Below are 16,790 nucleotides of genomic sequence, written 5' to 3'. Positions count from 1 at the left end.
CGGAGTTGTCCTCGTACGCGGCTACCCTCGGTGGGTGGCACCGCGCATCACCGACCCCGAGCAGCTCAAGGAGCTCCTCGGGATCCCCTTCACCCCCGAGCAGACGGCCTGCATCACGGCCCCGCTCGCCCCGAACGTCATCGTGGCGGGCGCCGGCTCGGGGAAGACCACGGTGATGGCCGCCCGCGTCGTCTGGCTCGTCGGGACCGGGCAGGTGCGGCCCGAGCAGGTGCTGGGCCTGACCTTCACCAACAAGGCCGCAGGCGAACTCTCCGAGCGCGTCCGCAAGGCCCTGGTCGAGGCCGGCGTCATGGAACCCCCCGGCGCGCCCGCCGTCCCCGGCACGCCCGCCGTCCCCGGCACGCCCGCTGTCCCCGGCGCGGCGAACACCCCCGGCACGCCGGGAGGGGACGACGACGTCCCCGGCGAGCCGACCATCTCCACCTACCACGCCTTCGCCGGGCAGCTGCTGGCCGAGCACGGACTGCGTATCGGCATTGAGCCGCACACCCGCCTCCTCGCCGACTCCACCCGCTACCAGCTCGCCGCCCGCGTCCTGCGCGCCGCCCCCGGCCCGTTCCCCTCCCTCACCAAGAACCTCGCCGACCTGGTCTCCGACCTCCTCGCCCTCGACGGCGAGCTCGCCGAGCACCTGGTCGACCCCGCCGCCCTGCGCGCCCACGACACCGCCCTCCTGGAGACCCTGGCCGGGGTGAGGCTCACCAACGACGACCTGCGCCGCGCCCCCGAGGCCGCCCGCGGCCGCATCGAACTCGCCGGCCTGGTCGACGGCTACCGCACGGCCAAACGCGAACGCGACCTGATGGACTTCGGCGACCAGATCGCCTTCTCCGCCCGCCTCGCCACCCGCAGCCCGGAGGTCGGCCGACTGCTGCGCGAGCAGTACGCCGTCGTCCTCCTCGACGAGTACCAGGACACCTCGGTCGCCCAGCGCCTGCTGCTGGCCGGCCTGTTCGGCGACGGCGGCGACGGATCCGGCCGCGGCCACGCGGTCACCGCCGTCGGCGACCCCTGCCAGGCCATCTACGGCTGGCGCGGCGCCTCCGTGGCCAACCTCGACGACTTCCCCGTCCACTTCCCGCACCGCGACGGCCGCCCCGCCGACCGCCACTCCCTCAGCGAGAACCGCCGCAGCGGCGGCCGCCTGCTGCGCTTCGCCAACGGCCTCGCCGCCGAACTGCGCGAACGCCACGAGGGCGTCGAGGCGCTGCGCCCCGCCCCCGGAGCCGAGCACGACGGCCTGGTGCGCTGCGCCCTGCTGCGCACCCAGGCCGAGGAGATCGACTGGCTCGCCGACTCGATCGCCCACCTGGTGCGCACCCGGCAGGCGTCCCCCGGGCAGGTCGCCGTGCTGTGCCGCACCGCCGGCGACTTCCCCGACATCCACGCCGCCCTGGTGGCGCGGGAGATCCCGGTCGAGGTCGTCGGCCTGTCCGGGCTGCTGCACCTGCCCGAGATCGCCGACCTGGTCGCCGTCTGCGAGGTCCTCCAGGACCCCACCGCCAACGCCGCCCTGGTGCGGCTGCTCGTCGGCCCCCGCTGGCGCATCGGCCACCGCGACCTCGCCCTCCTGGGCCGCCGCGCCCGCACCCTGGTGCGCAGCCTCCACGACACCCCCGACGACGGCACCGACCCCGACCGGCGGCTCGCCGAGGCCGTGGAGGGCGTCGACCCCACCGAGGTCGTCTCGCTCGCCGACGCCCTGGACACCTTCGTCGCCGGCGAGCCCGACGACGGACTGGAGTTCTCCGCCGAGGCCCGGGTGCGCTTCGCCCACCTCGCCCGGGAGATCCGCGACCTGCGCCGCTCCCTCGGCGACCCGCTGATGGACGTCCTGCACCGGGTGCTGGCCGTGACCGGCCTGGAGGTCGAGCTGTCCGCCTCCCCGCAGGCCCTGGCGGCCCGCCGCCGCGAGACCCTCGGCGCCTTCCTGGACGTGGCCGCCGCGTTCTCCTCCCCGGACCGGGGCGGAGCCCCCCTCGACGGCGACGCCTCCCTGACCGCCTTCCTCGGCTTCCTGCGCACCGCCGTCCAGTACGACAAGGGCCTGGACACCACGCTGCCCGGCGGCGAGGACACCGTGAAGGTCCTCACCGCCCACAAGTCCAAGGGCCTGGAGTGGGACGTCGTCGCCGTCCCCGGGCTGGTCGCCAAGACCTTCCCCAGCGAGCAGGGCCGCTCCCTGTGGACGAAGAACGCCCACGTCCTGCCGCACGCCCTGCGCGGCGACGCCGAGACCCTGCCGGACGTGCAGGAGTGGACCTCGCGCGGACTGAAGGACTTCGCGACGGCCATGAAGGAGCACCAGCGGATCGAGGAACTGCGCCTGGGGTACGTCACCTTCACCCGGCCCCGGTCGCTGCTGCTGGGCTCGGGCCACTGGTGGGGGCCGACGCAGAAGAAGCCCCGCGGCCCGTCCGCCTTCCTCGACGCGCTGCGCGAGCACTGCGAGAACGGGTTCGGCGAGATCGAGGCGTGGGCCGACCCGCCGGCCGAGGACGAGGAGAACCCGGCCCTGGACCGCAGCGGCGACCACCAGTGGCCGCTGCCCCTGGACGCCGCCGCACTGGCCCGCCGACGCGAGGCCGCCCGCACCGTGCGCGAGTGGCTGGAACGCGAACCGGCCGCCCCCGCCGCGCCCGCCGCCCCGGGGGCGCGAAGCGGCCCGGCCGCGTCCGGCGGCCCGGAAGGGCCTGGGACCGGCGGCTTCCCGCACGCCCCGGGCGCTCCGGACCTCCCGGACGAGGCGCTCTGGGCCGACGAGGAATGGCCGGACGAGCCCCCGCCCGACGAGGAGCCCTGGCCGGACGAAGAGCCCTGGCCGGACGAGGACGCCTGGTCCGAGGAGCCGCCGCCCGACGAGGAGCGGCCCGAGGAGGAGCGGCCCGAGGGAGGCCGGCCCGACGGCGGGCAGCACGCGTTTGGAGACCCGGAAACGCCCGAGGCGTCCGAGGCACCCGGGGAGGAGCGGCGCGGGGACGGTGCGCCGCTCCTGCGCGGGGTGCCCCCGGGCCGGGTGCTGCTCGCACCCGGCCACGTGCCCGGTGCCCGCCACCCCTTGCCCGACACCCCGGGCACCCCCGGCACCCCCGGCACCCCGGTCACCACCGGCGGCCTGGCGCCGGAGGAGGAGCGGCAGGTGCGGTCCTGGGACCGCGACCTGGAGACGCTCGCCGAGGAGCTGCGCCGTGCCCGGCGGTCCGTGCGCGACGTGCCCCTGCCGTCGTCCCTGTCCGCCTCGCAGTTGCTGCGCGTCGCGTCCGACCCGGACGGGTTCGCCCGCGAGCTGGCCCGCCCGATGCCGCGCCCCCCGCAGCCCGCGGCCCGGCGCGGCACCCGCTTCCACGCCTGGGTGGAGTCCCTGTTCGAGCCGCGGCCCCTCCTCGAACCGGACGACCTGCCCGGCTTCGAGGACGACGGCATCGTCGACGAGGAGGACCTGGAGGCCCTCAAGGAGGCGTTCCTGCGCACCCCGTACGCGCACCGCACCCCGTACCGGGTGGAGGCGCCGTTCGTGCTGAGGCTGGCGGGGCGCACCGTGCGCGGGCGGATCGACGCCGTCTACCGGGACCGTGACCGGGACGGCGGGGCGGACGGGCCCGCCTTCGAGGTCGTGGACTGGAAGACCGGCCGCGCGGGCAGCGCGGACCCCCTCCAGCTCGCGGTGTACCGGCTGGCGTGGGCCGAGCAGCAGGGGGTGCCGCTCTCCGAGGTGTCGGCGGCGTTCCTTTACGTGCGCACCGGCGAGACGGTGCGCCCCGAGGGGCTGCCCGACCGCGCCGCACTCGAGCGGATCCTGGACGGATAGGCTGTGCGGACATGAGCAACCACCCGGACAGCGTCGTCCGCGCGCACGTCGAGGCCCACCGTTCCGACTTCCTGGACGACCTGGGCGAATGGCTGCGCATACCTTCCGTCTCCGCCGATCCCGACCGCGCCGGCGACGTCCGCCGCAGCGCCGAGTGGCTGGCCGCCGCGCTCACCGCGACCGGGTTCCCGGTCGCCGAGGTGTGGGAGAGCGACGGCCTTCCCGCGGTCTTCGCCGAATGGCCCTCCGGCGAGCCCGGCGCCCCCACCGTGCTGATCTACGGCCACCACGACGTGCAGCCCGCCGCCGTCGAGGACGGCTGGGACACCGACCCGTTCGAGCCGGCCGTCCGCGACGGCCGCATGTACGCGCGCGGCGCGGCCGACGACAAGGGCCAGGTGTTCTTCCACACCCTGGGCGTCCGCGCCCACCTGGAGGCGACCGGCCGCACCGCCCCCGCCGTCAACCTCAAGCTGCTGATCGAGGGCGAGGAGGAGTCCGGCTCCCCGAACTTCCCCGCCCTGCTGCGGGCGCACGCCGACCGCCTGGCCTGCGACGCGGTGATCGTCTCCGACACCGGCATGTGGGCCGAGGACACCCCGACGGTGTGCACCGGCATGCGCGGCCTCACCGACTGCCAGATCGACCTGTACGGCCCCGGCCGGGACATTCACTCCGGGTCCTTCGGCGGCGCCGTGCCCAACCCGGCCACCGAGGCCGCCCGCCTGGCCGCGGCCCTGCACGACGACGACCGCAGGGTGACGGTCCCCGGCTTCTACGACGGCGTCGTGGAGCTGACCGACCGCGAGCGCGAACTCTTCGCCGAACTGCCCTTCGACGAGGCCGCCTGGCTGCGCACCGCGCACTCGACGGCCGCGCTCGGCGAGAGCGGCTTCACCACCCTGGAGCGCGTCTGGGCCCGCCCGACCGCCGAGGTCAACGGCATCCACGGCGGCTACGGGGGCCCCGGCGGCAAGACGATCGTCCCTGCCTCCGCGCAGCTCAAGCTCTCCTTCCGCCTGGTCGCCGGCCAGGACGCGGAGAAGGTGCAGCAGGCGGTCCGCGACTGGGTCGCCGCCCGGCTCCCCGCCGGTATCCGCCACGAGATCCGCTTCCACGGGGCGACCCGCCCCTGCCTGACCCCGCTGGACCACCCGGCGCTGCAGTCCGTGGTGCGCGCCATGGGCCGCGCCTTCGGGCAGGAGATCCGGTTCACCCGCGAGGGCGGCTCCGGCCCGGCGGCCGACCTGCAGGACGTGCTGGGCGTGCCGGTGCTCTTCCTGGGCATCTCGGTACCCTCCGACGGCTGGCACTCGGCGAACGAGAAGGTCGAACTGGACCTCCTGCTCAAGGGCGCGGAGACCGCCGCCCACCTGTGGGACGATCTCGCGCGCAACTGGCACCGCGGTGCCGAATGAGGAGATGACGAGACTGTGAGCTGGACCGAGCGCACCATCGAACCGCTCGCGCTCGCCCGGCCGGGCGTGGACCGCGACGCGGAGCACCGCACGGACGAGGCGTGGCTCGCAGCCGCCTGGAGCCACCCCACGACCCGGGTCCTGGTCGTCTCCGGCGGGCAGGTCCTGGTCATCGACGACACCCCCGGCGGCACCCCTGACGACACCCCCGGCGGGGGCGGCGCCGGGGGCGCCGGCCCCTCCCTGGTCCTGCTGCCCTCCTTCGAGGCCCCCGAGGGCGAGCGGTACTTCCTGGGTACGGACACCGACGGCGTCCGCCACTTCGCCCTGGCCGCCGAGTCCCTGCCCGGCCGCATGGACGGCGAGGCGCGTCCGGCCGGACTGCGCGAGGTCGGCGGCCTGCTCTCCCGGCGCGACGCCGGGCTGATGGTGCACGCCGTCGCGCTGGAGAACTGGCACCGGATGCACGGCTTCTGCGCCCGCTGCGGCCGGCCCACGGTGATCGCCGCCGCCGGCCACGTGCGGCGCTGCCCGGCCTGCGGGGCCGAGCACTACCCGCGCACCGACCCGGCGGTGATCATGCTGGTCGTCGACGAGGACGACCGCGCCCTGCTCGCCCGCCAGGTGCACTGGCCCGAGGGCAGGTTCTCCACCCTGGCCGGCTTCGTGGAGCCGGGGGAGTCGCTGGAGCAGGCCGTGGTCCGCGAGGTCGCCGAGGAGGTCGGCGTCCCGGTGGGCGAGGTCGGCTACGTGGCCAGCCAGCCGTGGCCGTTCCCCTCCAGCCTGATGCTCGGCTTCACCGCGCAGGCGGTCTCCACCGAGATCCGGGTGGACGGCGACGAGATCCACGAGGCCCGCTGGTTCTCCCGCGACGAGCTCGCCGAGTGCTTCGAGGCGGGCACGGTGCTGCCGCCGTCCAGCATCTCCATCGCCGCCCGGCTCATCGAGAACTGGTACGGCAAGCCCCTGCCGGCCCCCCGGCGCTGAGCCGGTCCCGGGCTGAGCCGGTCCCGGGAGCCGTTCGCGGAGCCGCCCGCGGCCGGTGCGGGAACCCCCGCACCGGCCGCGCCGCCCGTCAGGATCCGGGACGGCGGCCGAAGTGCACGGTCTTCGCGACCAGCAGGAACAGGTCCGGGCGCCGGTCGATGCCCGCCGGGTCGGCCGGGTCGAGCAGCCGGTCCAGGGTCGCCGCGTCCCCGGCGTCCAGGGCCTCGCCGAGCACCGCGCGCTGCCGCTCCGTCCACTGCCGCACCCACCGCCGCGGCCCCTCGGCCAGCGGGGCGGGGAGGTCGACGAGGAAGGTCCTGCTGCGCACCTCGGTGAGCCCCGCGGCCCGCAGCATGCCGGGCCAGTCCTCGACCACCGCCACCGAGCCGGGCAGCTCGGTGCGCATCCGGTCGAACCGGTCCGCCATGGCCGCGTCCAGCCGCTCCTGCAGCCCGGGGCGTCCGAAGCCCGGGTCGCGCGGCAGCATCCGGGCCGGCAGGCCGCCCTCGACGACGGCCAGCACGCCGCCGGGTGCGAGCAGCCCGGCCAGCCGGTCCAGCGCGTCCTGCTGGTCGCCGACGTGGTGCACGGTCTGCGCCGACCACACCAGGTCCGCGGGGCCCAGTCCGGTGAGCCCCTCCGGGAACCCGGCCACCTCGGTCCGCAGCCGGACGCCGAGCCGTTCGGCGCGCTCCCTGGCGCGGGCCAGCAGCTCCGGCGACCCGTCCACCGCGGTGACCTCGGCCCGCGGGAACACCGAGGCCGTGCGGCAGGCCGCGACCCCCGGCCCGCTGCCGACGTCCAGGACCCGGCGCGGGTCCAGGTGCTCCAGCTCCGCGAGGGCCTGCCGGACGTAGGGGCTGTGCGTCTCGCCCTCGAGCTCCAGCAGGTCGGCCATCGCCGCCCAGTCGAAGTCGTCCGCCGCGCCCTCCCCGGCGGCACTTTCCCGGCCGTGCCCGTGCCCGTGCGCACCGCCGTGCCCGTGCGCATGCCCGTGCCGATGCCCGTGTGCGTCGTGGCCGCTGTTCCCGGCGGCCGTCACGTTCTTCTCCATGGTCGAACACCTCCTGTAACCGACCGTGCACCCGGGCGGGACGCCTTGACAAACCTTGTTGCCGTTTCTGCAATAAGGAGATGGAAGACGTGCTCGCCGCCGTCGGGCCGCGGCTGAAACGCATCCGGCAGCAGCGGGGGTGCACCCTCGCCGCGCTGTCGGAGACCACCGGGATCTCGGTCAGCACGCTGTCCCGCCTGGAGTCCGGGCGGAGGAAACCGAGCCTGGAGCTGCTGCTGCCGATCGCACACGCCCACCAAGTGCCCCTGGACGAGCTGGTCGGCGCGCCGCCGGTCGGCGACCCGAGGGTGCGGCTGAAGCCGTTCAGGCGCGGGGACGCCACGGTGGTGCCGCTCACCCGGCAGCCCGGTGGGCTGCAGGCGTTCAAGATGGTCGTCGGCACCGCCCGCAGCGAACCGGAACCGCGCACGCACGAGGGCTACGAGTGGCTGTACGTGCTGAGCGGGAGGCTGCGCCTGGTGCTCGCCGAGCACGACCTCGTGCTCGGGCCGGGGGAGGCCGCCGAGTTCGACACCCGGCTGCCGCACTGGTTCGGCAGCACCGGGGAGGGCCCGGTGGAGGTCCTCAGCCTCTTCGGGCCGCAGGGCGAACGCATGCACGTCCGCGCGAAGTCCCGCAGCGGACAGTCGGGTTGATGTGCCGCACCGTGAACGAACACACATCCCCCGGGCGGCCGCACGACCTCCCCGGGCCCGAACCGGCCGTCCGGCGTGCGGATGTGCACGACCTCCCCGAAGCGGTCCACCTCCGTGACGCCGCCGCACGCCGGCAGATCTCCCGGGGCATCGACCGGTGGAAGCCCGGGGAGCCCGGAGAGCCCGGGGAGGAGCACTTCCGGACCCGGCTCGCGGAGGGCGAGGTGCGGATCGCGGCCCTCGGCGGCGACGGGCCGACGGCCGGAGGGCGGGAACTGCGGTGGGACGCCCCGGCCGCCCGGGGGCAGCAGCCCTCGACCGCCGGCTACGTGCACCGGCTGATCATCGACATCAACGAATCGTGGGTCTCGGCGTCGGCGGCCGCGACGAGTCCGCGGCCCGCCCGCCCGACCGGGTTGCCGTCTATCCCGGTGACCACGCAGCCTGCGGCGCGGCACACGGCGATGCCGGCGGCGAAGTGCACGCTCCCGGACAGGTCGCCGCCGTCGGTGACGTACGCGGCGCGCCTGCCGGCGGCGACCCAGGCCAGGGCCAGCGTCGTGGACAGGACCCGCGGCCGGAATCGCTCGGCGAACCCTGGGTGGGCCAGCAGGTCCACGGCCCGGAATCCGGGCGCGTTCGGGAACGGCGGGTCCAGGTTGACCTCCACCAGCCGGGTGGTGGAGGCGGGTGCCAGCCGCGCTTCGGCCCCGTCGTGCCGGACCCGGGCGGTCTCACCGTCGGTGAGGAAGACCTCGCCGCCGAACGGGTCGGCCACCGCCGCCGCCCCGTCGCGCAGCGCCACGTTGACGGCGACCGCCGGGGTGCCGGCGGCGTAGTTCAGCGTGCCGCACAGGGGGTCCACCAGCCACTGGCGCGCGGCGCCGGCAGGGCCCTGCCGCCCGCCCTCCTCGCCGAGTACCGCGTCCTCGGGCCGGGCGGCGCGGACGACGCCGAGGATCGCCTTCTCGGCCTCCACGTCGGCGGCGGTGGCGAAGTCCCCGGCGCCCTTGTCGATGCGGGCGAGCCGCCTGCCGTACATGCTGCGCACCACATCGGCGCCCGCACGTGCCGCGGTTGCTGCCACCCCGGCGTCGTCGAGGCCCGCGTATGAGTCGACCATCCGTGCAAGGTACCGGGGGAGCTCCTCCCCGTGCGCGGGAAGCCCCCTCGGCCGGCTCGGGGCCGAGGGGGCTTCCCGCGGGAGGCTGCTCACACGGCGAGAGCGGCCTTCACCTGGGCGAGGGAGGGGTTGGTGAGCGTCGCCCCGCTGGGGAAGAGCAAGGTCGGCACCGTCTGGTTGCCGTCGTTCGCCTTCTCCACGAACGCGGCCGACTCCGGGTCGTGCTCGATGTTGACCTCCTTGTAGGCGATCCCCTCGCGGTCCATCTGGCTCTTCAGGCGGCGGCAGTAGCCGCACCAGGTGGTGCTGAACATCGTGACAGTGCCGGACATCGGTCGATCGCTCCCGGTGGTCGCAGGTTGTGTGCTCCGTTACCGAAGGGACAACGTGCGGCCCGGCGGCTTCATTCCGCGACCGCCGCACACCCGTCGGACATCACACCCGCCGTACGTCACACCTGCCGTACGTCACACCTGCCGTACGTCACACCTGCCGTACGTCACACCTGCCGTACGTCGCGCCCGCGGCGTCCCGCCGTCCGCCGGGCCCGGCGCGCCGGTTCCGCGCGCATGATCATCACACCGGCCCTGTGGACAAGCGTGCCGGGCACCGCGGCCGAGCTGAGAGCATGGCCGGGTGAGCGCACCATCGCACTACCTTCCCGAACCAGGCGTCCCGGTGCCGGGGGGAGCCGGGGGCGCACCGCCGGACCCGGACGCGGTGCTCGCCGGCCTCGACCCCGAGCAGCGGGAGGTCGCCACGGCCCTGCACGGGCCGGTGTGCGTGCTGGCCGGAGCGGGCACGGGCAAGACGCGCGCCATCACGCACCGCATCGCCTACGGGGTGCGCGCCGGTGTCATGCAGCCGGCCAGCGTGCTCGCCGTCACCTTCACCGCGCGCGCCGCGGGCGAGATGCGCGGACGGCTGCGGCAGCTGGGGGCCGGCGGCGTCCAGGCGCGCACCTTCCACTCCGCCGCCCTGCGCCAGCTGCAGTTCTTCTGGCCGCGCGCGGTCGGCGGCGAACCGCCGCGGCTGGCCGAGCGCAAGGTCCAGCTGGTCGCCGAGGCCGCCACCCGCTGCCGGATCCGGCTCGACCGCAACGAGCTGCGCGACACCACCGGCGAGATCGAATGGGCCAAGGTCACCCAGACGGTCCCCGAGGACTACCCGGCGGCCGTCGCGAAGTCGGCGCGCCAGGCCCCGCGCGACCCGGCCGAGATCGCGAGGATCTACGCGACCTACGAGCGGCTCAAGCAGGAGCGCTCGGTCATCGACTTCGAGGACGTGCTGCTGCTGACGGTCGGGGTGCTCGAGGAGAATCCCGGCGTGGCCGAGCAGGTGCGGGCCCAGTACCAGCACTTCGTCGTCGACGAGTACCAGGACGTCAACCCGCTCCAGCAGCGTCTGCTCGACCTGTGGTGCGGCGGCCGCGGCAGCATCTGCGTGGTCGGCGACGCGAGCCAGACCATCTACTCCTTCACCGGCGCCACCCCCGACTACCTGCTGGACTTCCGCTCCCGGTACCCGGAGGCCACGGTGGTCCGCCTGGTGCGCGACTACCGGTCCACCCCGCAGGTGGTGCACCTGGCCAACGGCCTGCTGGCGCAGGCCGGCGGCCGGGCCGCCGCCCACCGGCTGGAGCTGGTCTCGCAGCGCGAACGGGGCCCCGAGCCGGTGTACACCGAGTACGCCGACGAGCCGGCCGAGGCCGACGGCACCGCCCGCCGCATCCAGGAACTGCTGGACTCGGGGGTGCGGGCGAGCCAGATCGCCGTGCTGTTCCGCACCAACGGCCAGTCCGGGACGTACGAGCAGGCGCTGGCCGACCGCGGCATCCCCTACCGGCTGCGCGGGGCCGAGAGGTTCTTCGAACGGCCGGAGGTCCGCGAGGCGGGCATGCTGCTGCGCGGCGCGGCCCGCGCCGGAGGGGCGGACCGGGCGCTGGACGACGCGGGCGACCTCCCCTCCCAGGTGCGGGCCGTCCTCGGCACCCGTGGCTGGACGGCGCAGCCCCCGGTCGGCTCCGGCGCGGTGCGCGAGCGCTGGGAGTCCCTGGCCGCCCTGGCCCGGCTGGCCGAGGAGTTCGCCCGCGCCCGGCCCGCCGCCTCCCTGGGCGACTTCGTCGCCGAGCTCGACGAGCGGGCGGCCGCCCAGCACGCCCCCACCGTCGAGGGGGTGACGCTGGCTTCGCTGCACTCGGCCAAGGGCCTGGAGTGGGACGCGGTGTTCCTGGTCGGCCTCACCGAGGGCATGGTGCCGATCGCCTACGCCACGACGGACGAACAGGTGGAGGAGGAGCGGCGCCTCCTGTACGTGGGGGTGACCCGCGCCCGCTACCACCTGGCGCTGTCCTGGGCCCTGGCCCGGTCCCCGGGCGGGCGGGCCGGCCGCAGGGCGTCGAGGTTCCTCGACGGCCTGCGGCCCGGCTCCGGCGGCCGCAGGGCGGGCGCCGGAGCGGGCGCCCTCGGCGCGGCCCCCTCCGGTGCCGCCGGGGGCGCCGGTGCCGGGCGCGGCCCGGCGGCGCGGCGCCGGAGGGCGCCGGCACGCTGCCGCGTCTGCGGCCGGACCCTCACCGACGCGGGCGAGATCAAGCTGATGCGCTGCGACGACTGCCCGTCCGACCTCGACGAGGCGCTGCACGAGCGGCTGCTCGCGTGGCGGGCCGAGCAGGCCGTCCTGCTGAGGCAGCCCGCGTACTGCGTCTTCACCGACAGGACGCTGCTGGCGATCGCCGAGGCGAGGCCCGAGTCCGAGGCGCAGTTGGCGGCCATCGCCGGAGTCGGCCGGAGGAAACTGGACAAGTACGGACGAGACGTCCTCGAACTGTGTTCGGGTGAACAGCGGCGGGACTCGTCCGAAAAATAGTTTGCGCGCGCCGTGGAAATCCCAATAGCCTTCCCAGCACGGTCGCAAACGGTTCTTCCGGGAGCGTGCGGGGCCGTGCTGTACTGCCACATGCACCTACGAGACGCCGAGAGGAGGCGGATTCCAATGATCAGCATCACCAAACTGGCCGGTCTGTCGAACGCTGCCTCCTGCCTGCTCGGGGCCTCCTCCGCCGTTGCCCTGCCTTCGGTGTCCCCCGTCGTGCGAGAGCGCAGCGAGCGACCGACCCAGGCACCCGCGGCAGCGGCTGTGCGGGCGTATGCCTGCGTTGCGACGACCAACGGTGCCGGAAACCAGCAGTGGATGGGCGGCGGCTTCGCCGGCGTCGATTCCGCAGCGGTCACGAAGCACCAGAACATGCGGGCCTTCCGCGGCCTGTCACCCTGGAGAGACCCAGCCTGATCCTGCATCAGGACGGCGCCTCCAGGGCCGCGGAACCCGAACCGGGATCCGCGGCCCTTCCGTTTGTCGGAAAGCCCCCGGCCCCGGTACCGACCACAAGCCGGCCCACCGGCCGGACCGAACAGACGAGGAACACCCTGACCGTGCATCCCGCACCGCACGCCCCGTCCGCACCGCCGTCCGACCCCCGCACCCCTGACGGACCCCCGGAGGTGTCCTTGATGCAGCTCACCGCCTTCGACGACGTCGTCGAAAGCCTCGGCTCGGCCGTTCCGTGCCGCACCTACGACCCGGAGGTCTTCTTCGCCGAGTCCCCGGCCGACGTCGAGTACGCCAAGTCCCTGTGCCGCACCTGCCCGGTGCGCGAGGCCTGCCTGGCCGGCGCCAAGGACCGGCGCGAGCCGTGGGGCGTCTGGGGCGGCGAGCTGTTCGTCCAGGGCGTCGTCGTGCCCCGGAAGCGGCCGCGGGGGCGTCCGCGCAAGAACGAGGTCGCGGCCTGACCCGCTCCGGCACCGCCCGGCGGCCCCGGCGCCACCTCGAGCACCACCTGAAGCACCACCTGAACCACCGCCCGAAGCAGTACCCGTGATGCATGTCCACCGGAAGAACAGGAACCCCGAAATGCACCTCGCCCCCGAAGCCGTGAACCGTGCCCATATGCAGGAAAGGTTCTACGAGGCCGAGTCCCAACGCATGGGCAGCAGGCTGGCGGAGGCCGGCCGATTGCAGCGACGGGCCGAGCGGGCGTCTCTGCGCGCCCGCCGGCTGCAGCGACGGGCCGAACGCGTCTCGCTGCGCGCCCGCCGGGCACTGGCCGCCGCCGTCATGCAGTGATGCCGCGCGGACGCCGGCGAACGGCGGCGTCCTGGTGGTGAACACGGCGGCGGACCCGTCCGTCAGGACGGGCCCGCCGCCGCGGAGGACCGGTTCCGCGTCAGGCGGGCCGGTCCTCCGCCGTTCCGTCGTCGAAGCCGGGCAGCCACTCCAGCAGCTCGTCCCGCAGCCGGACCGTCGCCCCCAGCTGGCACAGCACCCCGATGGTGCTCAGCGTGACCCGGTGGATCAGCAGGTAGGCGGGCGGCAGGTTGAGCTGCCGGCCCAACTGGTGGGCGGGGGAGCGGGGGTCGGCTATTCGCGCCGCCTGCTCCCGCATCCAGGCGCGGGTGAAGGTGAACTCCTCGACCCGCGCCGGTTCGACGATCGGCTGCAGGTAGTCCAGCACCGCCTCCGGGTCCAGGGTGATCCCGTTCCGGACGAAGCCCTCCTGGCGCAGCATCGCGTGCACCGGCTCCGCCTCCCCGGCCAGGGCCATGCGCAGCGCGGTGCCGATCGGCTCGGGAAGCCCCTCGGGGAGCCGGTCCACCGTGCCGAAGTCCAGCACGCCCAGCCGCCACCCCGACGGCGGGCCGCCGTCGGTCAGCAGCCGGAAGTTGCCCGGGTGCGGGTCGGCGTGCAGCAGTCCGGTGCGCGACGGCCCCGCGAACAGGAAGTGCGCCAGCAGCTGGCCTGCCCTGTCCCGCTCCTGCGGGCTGCCCCCGCTTATCACCTCCGACAGCGGCCGGCCGTCCATCCACTCGGTGACCAGCACCTGCCCGGAACAGGCCACCACGTCCGGGACGTACACGTCCGGGTCGTCGGCGAACTCCGCAGCGTGCGCCCGCTGCGCCTCGGCCTCCAGCGCGTAGTCCAGCTCCTCGGTGACCCGCTCGCGCATCTCGGCGATCAGCGGCTTGACGTCGATCCCCGGCACCAGGGGCCCGAGCAGCCGGGCCACCCGGCCCAGCTGCGTCAGGTCCGACAGCAGGGCCTCCCCCGCCCCCGGGTACTGGATCTTCACCGCGACCCGGCGGCCGTCGCGCCAGACGGCCCGGTGGACCTGGCCGATCGAGGCTGCCGCGGCCGGGACGTCGTCGAACTCCTCGAACGAGTCGCGCCAGTCCCCGCCCAGGGCGGACTCCAGCACCGTGTGCACGGTCCGCGCGGGCAGCGGGGGAGCGGCCTCCTGAAGCTTCGTCAGCGCCGCCCGGTACGGTCCGGCGACGTCCTCCGGCAGCGCCGCCTCGAAGACGGACAGGGCCTGCCCGAACTTCATGGCCCCGCCCTTCAGCTCCCCGAGCACCTTGAACAGCTGCTCGGCGGTGCGCTCCTGGAGCTCGACGCTGACCTCCTCGGCGGGGCGGCCGCCCAGTCGCCGGCCCAGGCCCATCGTGGCCCGGCCGGCGAAGCCGAGGGGCAGCGCGGCGAGCTTCGCGGTGCGCGTCACCGCCTTGCGCGGGAGATCAGACATGTGCCCCTCTTTCCGGTCGGCCCTGCGAGGTGGGCGTGGTCCTGTCCGCCCGCCCGCCCTCCGGGCCGCGGGCCCGGGAACACGGACAGCGAGGATGCGGCTCCACCCGTTGGACGGCCGTGTCCAGGCCGGCCAGGGACAGCCGCGTCCGCGCCCCCACGCTCACCGGAACACCCCCGTCCAGGAAGGCCAGTGCGTGCAGGGCGGTGAGACCAGCCACTGTAGTGGCCAGCGCGGTGTCGCAGGCGGGTACGCCCGAGGAGCGCCCGGACCGCAGCTGGGCGAGCAGCCGGGGCCGTGCCGGGTCCTCCTCCGAGGCCCGCAGTTCCAGGCAGCCCGCGCAGGCCGAACCGCCCGGCACCACCAGCGGGCCGACCAGCCCCAGGCCCTCCACGACGCCCGCGTACAGGTGCGGCACCCCGCTCTCGACCAGTCCCGCGGCCGCTGCGGGGTCCGGGGCCCAGGCGGCGAGCCCGTCCCGGGGCGCGAACACCACCAGGGCCGGGGAGGCCGAGGAGGACCGGGCCCCTCCCGCCGCGCACGGACGGCCGTGCCCCGGGGCGTCCCCGGCCCGCCCGGTCCGCTCCGCCCATCCCTCCCGTCCCGCCTGCTCCTCCCGTCCCGCCTGCTCCGCCTGCCGGGCGCGCCGGGCGCGGACCGCGGCGCGGGGGTCGGGCGCCGCCCGCCGCACCGCGCCGCGGGCGGCCAGGGTCCGCTGCCGCCCCACGTCCTCGGCCGCGATCCCGCAGGGCGACACGTCCCACGGATCGCTCCGCCCCTCGTCCACCGGCTCCACCGTGCCCACCCCGGCGGCAGAGAGCAGCGCCGCCACCGCCGCGCCCACCCGCCCCGCCCCGCGCACCTGCACGACGGCCGCGCGCCGGGCCGCCATCACCGCGCCCGCGGCCCCCGGGGCCGGGTGCACCACCGACAGCGAGGCGAGGTCGGGGCGCAGCCGGTCCAGCGCGGCGGCGGGCGGCGCGCCGGGGCCGCGCACCAGGTCGCGCAGCGACTCGGTGTCGTCCAGGACGCCGTGCTCGGCCAGGAGGTCCAGCAGCCGGTCCGCGCGCTGCGGGTCGAGCCCGAGCAGCCCCGCCTCCTCGCGCACCCGCTCCACCGACCTGGTGCCGTCGAGCAGGCCCAGCAGCCGCTCGGTGGTGCGGTCCACGTGCTCCATGAGGACCGCGCGGGCCGGATCGACGCCGAACTGCAGAGTGCGGGCGTCCCGCCACCCGCGGCGCACCGCGGGCTTGACCATCGGATGCACGGAAACCGACCCCCTGTCCTGAACCGGGCACACGGCCCTCGGCCGGGCACATGACGACGGCCCCAGCATGCGCCCCCGAGGCCTGCGCCGTCCGCGGTTGTCCACAGGCACGGGAGGACGGTCGGACGATCGCACCGCAGCCTGTGGACGACGGATCGCGGGCGGCCCCGTGCCCGGTAGCCTCGGCGACGTGCCAGCCGACCCCGCCGCCGACGCCCCCGGCCCCGCCGGTCCCACCTCCGGCCCCGACTTTGCCCCCGGCCCCTCCCGGGCCGTGCCCGCGCGCACCCCCGCGGCCGACGCACGCACCCCCGCGGTCGAGGTGCGGCGCAGCGCGCGCCGCAGCCGCACGGTCTCGGCGCGCCGCGAGGGCGACCGGGTCGTGGTGTTCCTGCCCGCGCGGATGTCGGCCGAGGAGGAGGAGCACTGGGTGGCCGCCATGCTCGAACGGCTCGCCGCCCGGGAGAAGCGCCGGCCCGCCGGCGACGACGCACTGGCCCGGCGGGCGGAGGAGCTGTCCGGACGGTACCTGGCCGGACGCGCCCGCCCGCTGAGCGTGCGGTGGGTCACCAACCAGACCACCCGCTGGGGCTCGTGCACCCCCGCCGAGGGCACCGTCCGCCTCTCGCACCGCCTGCAGGGGATGCCGGAGTACGTCGTGGACTACGTGCTGCTGCACGAGCTGGCCCACCTGCTGGTGCCCGGCCACGGCCCCCGCTTCTGGAAGCTGCTGGAGGCGTACCCCCTTACGGAGCGGGCCCGCGGCTACCTCGAGGGCGTCGTCGCGGCGGCCGGCCTGCCGCACCTGCCGGACCTGCCGGACCCGTGCGGGCAGGAGGCCCCGCCGACAGGTCTCCGGGGGCCGGGGGACGGCGGTTAGG

The 16,790-nt window shown here is 75.6% G+C and carries 13 protein-coding genes and 1 pseudogene; 9 read left to right on the top strand and 5 right to left on the bottom strand.

Annotated features, from left to right (window positions below):
- Positions 1-34: 34 nt before the first annotated feature.
- Genes GQS52_RS08700 through nudC form a run of 3 tightly spaced genes read left to right on the top strand, consistent with a single transcriptional unit; the run spans position 35 to position 6,234 of the window.
- Positions 35-3,829, top strand: a complete 3,795-nt coding sequence (locus GQS52_RS08700) for an ATP-dependent DNA helicase (RefSeq protein ID WP_182312848.1) — start codon at positions 35-37, stop codon at positions 3,827-3,829.
- Positions 3,830-3,840: 11 nt separating this feature from the next.
- Complete coding sequence (locus GQS52_RS08695; protein ID WP_182312847.1) at positions 3,841-5,247, top strand: dipeptidase; 1,407 nt, start codon at positions 3,841-3,843, stop codon at positions 5,245-5,247.
- A 15-nt stretch (positions 5,248-5,262) separates the two neighbouring features.
- Positions 5,263-6,234 (top strand): NAD(+) diphosphatase, encoded by a 972-nt coding sequence (nudC, locus tag GQS52_RS08690; protein WP_182312846.1) that lies wholly within the window; start codon positions 5,263-5,265, stop codon positions 6,232-6,234.
- An 88-nt stretch (positions 6,235-6,322) separates the two neighbouring features.
- Here nudC and GQS52_RS08685 read toward each other — a convergent pair whose 3' ends face one another.
- Complete coding sequence (locus GQS52_RS08685; protein WP_182312845.1) at positions 6,323-7,288, bottom strand: class I SAM-dependent methyltransferase; 966 nt, start codon at positions 7,286-7,288, stop codon at positions 6,323-6,325.
- A gap of 80 nt (positions 7,289-7,368) precedes the next feature.
- Between GQS52_RS08685 and GQS52_RS08680 the strand changes: the two genes are divergently transcribed.
- Positions 7,369-7,944, top strand: a complete 576-nt coding sequence (locus GQS52_RS08680) for an XRE family transcriptional regulator (RefSeq protein WP_182312844.1) — start codon at positions 7,369-7,371, stop codon at positions 7,942-7,944.
- A gap of 325 nt (positions 7,945-8,269) precedes the next feature.
- On the opposite strand, the gene GQS52_RS08675 is transcribed toward GQS52_RS08680, so the two are convergent.
- Both GQS52_RS08675 and GQS52_RS08670 read right to left on the bottom strand, forming a co-directional pair.
- Positions 8,270-9,067 carry an inositol monophosphatase family protein gene (locus tag GQS52_RS08675; protein WP_182312843.1) on the bottom strand — a complete coding sequence of 266 codons (798 nt, stop codon included), beginning with the start codon at positions 9,065-9,067 and terminating at the stop codon, positions 8,270-8,272.
- An 89-nt stretch (positions 9,068-9,156) separates the two neighbouring features.
- A complete protein-coding gene (locus tag GQS52_RS08670; RefSeq protein WP_182312842.1) occupies positions 9,157-9,399 on the bottom strand; it encodes a mycoredoxin in 243 nt (80 codons plus the stop codon).
- 346 nt (positions 9,400-9,745) lie between these two features.
- On the opposite strand from GQS52_RS08670, the gene GQS52_RS08665 reads away from it, so the two are divergent.
- From GQS52_RS08665 to GQS52_RS08650, 4 genes and pseudogenes are all read left to right on the top strand, one after another.
- Complete coding sequence (locus tag GQS52_RS08665; RefSeq protein ID WP_259371073.1) at positions 9,746-11,932, top strand: ATP-dependent DNA helicase UvrD2; 2,187 nt, start codon at positions 9,746-9,748, stop codon at positions 11,930-11,932.
- Positions 11,933-12,058: 126 nt separating this feature from the next.
- On the top strand, positions 12,059-12,355 hold the full coding sequence (locus GQS52_RS08660; RefSeq protein WP_182312840.1) for a hypothetical protein: 297 nt from the start codon (positions 12,059-12,061) through the stop codon (positions 12,353-12,355).
- Between the two features lie 143 nt (positions 12,356-12,498).
- Positions 12,499-12,855: a WhiB family transcriptional regulator gene (locus GQS52_RS08655; protein ID WP_275946456.1), complete on the top strand. Its 357-nt coding sequence runs from the start codon at positions 12,499-12,501 to the stop codon at positions 12,853-12,855.
- Positions 12,856-12,955: 100 nt separating this feature from the next.
- Positions 12,956-13,189 (top strand): annotated as a pseudogene (locus GQS52_RS08650) (hypothetical protein); the annotation flags it as partial.
- A 100-nt stretch (positions 13,190-13,289) separates the two neighbouring features.
- Here GQS52_RS08650 and GQS52_RS08645 read toward each other — a convergent pair.
- Positions 13,290-14,642, bottom strand: a complete 1,353-nt coding sequence (locus tag GQS52_RS08645) for an AarF/ABC1/UbiB kinase family protein (protein ID WP_182312838.1) — start codon at positions 14,640-14,642, stop codon at positions 13,290-13,292.
- The gene (locus GQS52_RS08640; RefSeq protein ID WP_182312837.1) at positions 14,635-15,900 is read right to left on the bottom strand and encodes a TOMM precursor leader peptide-binding protein; all 1,266 of its coding nucleotides are present in this window, start codon (positions 15,898-15,900) and stop codon (positions 14,635-14,637) included. The genes GQS52_RS08645 and GQS52_RS08640 overlap by 8 nt, the downstream gene beginning before the upstream one ends.
- Positions 15,901-16,183: 283 nt before the next feature.
- Between GQS52_RS08640 and GQS52_RS08635 the strand changes: the two genes are divergently transcribed.
- Positions 16,184-16,789, top strand: a complete 606-nt coding sequence (locus GQS52_RS08635) for a M48 family metallopeptidase (RefSeq protein ID WP_259371072.1) — start codon at positions 16,184-16,186, stop codon at positions 16,787-16,789.
- The last annotated feature ends 1 nt before the right edge of the window (position 16,790 follow it).

The sequence above is a fragment of the Streptomyces sp. SCUT-3 genome (assembly GCF_014083985.1).
GTDB classification, from domain to species: Bacteria; Actinomycetota; Actinomycetes; order Streptomycetales; family Streptomycetaceae; genus Streptomyces_H; species Streptomyces_H thermolineatus.
Note: the sequence above shows the minus strand (reverse complement) of the source record. Positions and strands in the feature narration are given on the sequence as shown.

Coding starts and splice junctions, on each gene's coding strand:
- GQS52_RS08695 (WP_182312847.1), top strand. CDS start 3,841: ATGAGCAACCACCCGGACAGCGTCGTCCGCGCGCACGTCGAGGCCCAC.
- GQS52_RS08685 (WP_182312845.1), bottom strand. CDS start 7,288: ATGGAGAAGAACGTGACGGCCGCCGGGAACAGCGGCCACGACGCACAC.
- GQS52_RS08680 (WP_182312844.1), top strand. CDS start 7,369: ATGGAAGACGTGCTCGCCGCCGTCGGGCCGCGGCTGAAACGCATCCGG.
- GQS52_RS08675 (WP_182312843.1), bottom strand. CDS start 9,067: ATGGTCGACTCATACGCGGGCCTCGACGACGCCGGGGTGGCAGCAACC.
- GQS52_RS08670 (WP_182312842.1), bottom strand. CDS start 9,399: ATGTCCGGCACTGTCACGATGTTCAGCACCACCTGGTGCGGCTACTGC.
- GQS52_RS08660 (WP_182312840.1), top strand. CDS start 12,059: ATGATCAGCATCACCAAACTGGCCGGTCTGTCGAACGCTGCCTCCTGC.
- GQS52_RS08645 (WP_182312838.1), bottom strand. CDS start 14,642: ATGTCTGATCTCCCGCGCAAGGCGGTGACGCGCACCGCGAAGCTCGCC.
- GQS52_RS08640 (WP_182312837.1), bottom strand. CDS start 15,900: ATGGTCAAGCCCGCGGTGCGCCGCGGGTGGCGGGACGCCCGCACTCTG.